Source organism: Micromonospora sp. NPDC005252, from assembly GCF_042872475.1.
Taxonomy (GTDB): Bacteria; Actinomycetota; Actinomycetes; order Mycobacteriales; family Micromonosporaceae; genus Micromonospora.
The window spans coordinates 1-2843 of the sequence record NZ_JBIAKN010000034.1 but is presented as its reverse complement, the minus strand read 5'-3'; the positions used below and the strand labels follow the sequence as shown (position 1 = coordinate 2843).

The 2843-nt window shown below is 57.5% G+C and carries 1 protein-coding gene; it reads left to right on the top strand.

Annotation, left to right across the window (positions count from 1 at the left end; all coding sequences use genetic code 11):
• Positions 1 to 1662: 1662 nt before the first annotated feature.
• A partial coding sequence (locus tag ACFYPH_RS31145) for a hypothetical protein (RefSeq protein ID WP_387186680.1) occupies positions 1663 to 2843 on the top strand: 1181 nt, incomplete at its 3' end.

Below are 2843 nucleotides of genomic sequence, written 5' to 3'. Positions count from 1 at the left end.
ATACCCCCTGAAAAAATCATGGGATGCAAGCGGCGACAATCGCTACTGGAGCGGCTGCTCAAACAGGCAAAAGGTTACGTTCCATCGAATCGATGGCGCTTCAGGTGAGTCAGGAGCTGGATACATACGCCGCGTTACCAGCTCGTTGTGCAGCATGTAACACTGGTCAGTAGGATCGGACGCTTCCGTCCTAAGAGTCCACATTCCTGCTCCGGTGGAGTCCACCCTCACGGGATGGGAGGTCAAATAGTCCATGACAGTTCGACCGTCAGACGCTCGCGTATGGGGATTGTGGTAGATGCGCATTTGAATGATCGAATTCGGCGCATATGCGCCCACGGCCACGCGAATAGTTGCACCCGGCTTCGCCACTATCCCTGCGCCATAGTCCGGCAGCCCTTCAGCATCGTTCACGTATCCCATGAATTGTGGATGAGGCGCGGGACGTACTTCGATACTAGCAGCTTCCATAATCCCATTCTGAGTGGCGGTTATAGTGTAGGTGCCGGCTGGGTCCGAACTTATCCTCCTGAACGGGAAGGCGTTAAATAGGTCGAGGTGACGCGGCTTGAGGCTTCGCCACTCAATAAGCTTCCCTGACGGCTCGCGAATCTCGATAACAATGTCGCCGTCGGCGGCGTAGCCGTAGACGCAAACGTCTAGTACATCGGGGCTCGCCATGAAATCGAGGTCGGGACGATTCCTTACCACAATTGCGAAGTTGGAAAGGCCGAACCCGCACGCGTCGCCGCCACCCTGAAAGTATTCAAGTTGGGCTGCGATGCCAGGAGGGACTGGATCATTTCTCGACAAGACACTGCGGGTAGGGATTTGGTTCCCGGACCCTGTGGGTCGCGGCCCCACTGTCTCTCCTGGTCGTGGTACGTGCCCGCCAACCAAGCCGCCGACACCAGATTGCTGTACCGGCATGAACAGGGACGGCCCGGAATTGCTTGGGCGTGCGGATGGCGAGCTCGCGCCCATTGATATTGAGGATGTGGGTGACGGAGCTGTATCTGTCGGCGCGTTCGATGAAGTGGCCGAGGGGCCGGGCGTCGGTGTGTTGGCCGCAGTCCCTCCATGAAACTTCCCGCCGCGTGTTGCGAGCAGCGCCGAGATCAACAACAAGACCCCGACGAGTGCTATTGCGAGTTTGTTTCGTGTACGCACGCGGTCACCCCGACTTCGCTTCACTGGCGCCAAGGAGGGTATAGCGCCGGCCTTCAACCGTAAAGCCGACAGTCGGAACGCCGACCCTGGGCAGATATGGTGTCCAGCATGGCGGAGGTAAACGAGGACCCCGGCTCAATATCAACTCCTGGACCATCGTCGTCTCCCGATATCGCAGACCCAGACCTTCCGGTCACATCCGGCTTAACCGGAAGGTCCACTTGCGCGGGCGTCGATGCTCCTCCCGGCTCGGGACCCCACGCTCCCGACGAAGGTGTGCCTCTGGTTGAGGAGGGTGCGCTTTCGACGGGCGAGACGACACCATCAAATTCGGACGAACGAGTGTCGCCAGGCCTAAGTGAAAGGTTCTTTGCCTGGCGTGAAGCGATGGTCAGACGTTGGTCGCTATTCCTCTTGCTGCCCACATTGCTCCTTGCGACGCTAGGTGTCGTAGCCGATTGGCAAGGCACTACACAAGTGTTTCCTTGTTGGGTGAAGGGCGAGCAGAAGATAACAGAGCCGTACGGAATAGCGGTCGCAAATATCGCAATGCAGCCGGACGGCAAGCGACGCTGGTCGGACGACGAAAAGGAGCACGCGCAAGACATAAACGACTCTTTCCTCGCTCAAGTGGAAAGCGGCCTCAAAGATGATCAAGGTAAAGTCGGCGTGGGTCGTACTTGTGATCGGAGCATCCAGCCCGACGCCCACCGCGAGCAATATCTGTCCGAAGTGCAGAATAAGCTCAATGCCGAGCTTGCCGTGTCACTCACATTAACCCCAAGCGGTCAGCGAATAGAGGTGGAGATTGAGTTGAGCATTGGCTCACGTGGCGGATGGAATGAAGCGCAAGAGCTAGCGGATTACTACGAGTTTCGAGCTGGCACGATAGGTGACTCCCTGGAAGTGAGGGCGAGCCTTTCGAAGGCTTCTGTTGGCGAGCTCCTAACTCCATACATCAGGATGCTTCGAGCGATAGCATCGTATGCGAATTCACAATATGCTTTCGCGATAGACATCCTCAAGAACATTCTTGCGACGGCAGAAAGCGCTGACGATCTCAAGAAGCTGGCGTTCGTACTCAAGGGAAACGCAGAGGGTCGCCTAAATCGCCCCGGATCGGTTGACAGGGCAGCAGCGGAGTTCAATTCCGCCCTAGCGATAGACAGCAGCTACGCCAGGGCGATCCTCGGGCTTGCTGAGATCGACTACCAAAAAGGCCTTTCGGCGATCAGTCACGCAGGCCCTAAGTGTGAGGGCAAACTTACACCTCAAGCGAAGGGTCGACTAGACGCTTCGATCGGAAAGTACGAGAGCGTGTACGCTGCGGCAGCTACGTCACGCGTCCCCGATGTCGATGTTCGGGCAAAGTTCGGGACTGGTCGTACGTACGCCTGCATGCTCCGGCTAGGTGATAGCAGCAAGGCAGAAGCGGCCGTGAGGGACCTCAAGTACGTCACCGAGAAGTTCGAGTCCGATCGCAAGGAGACCTGGTTGCGACCTTTGGCGTCCGGTGCATATGGTGAGCTTGCGCTGATTTATTGCAGTCAACGACGTCGAGAAGATGCTCTCGCCAACTTCGACAAGGCCTACGACTGGGCTGTAGATGGCGCCAGGGCGGAGGAGTATGACGATGCTCGGAAGACGATCAGCGGGAACGGCAGCTATTGCTC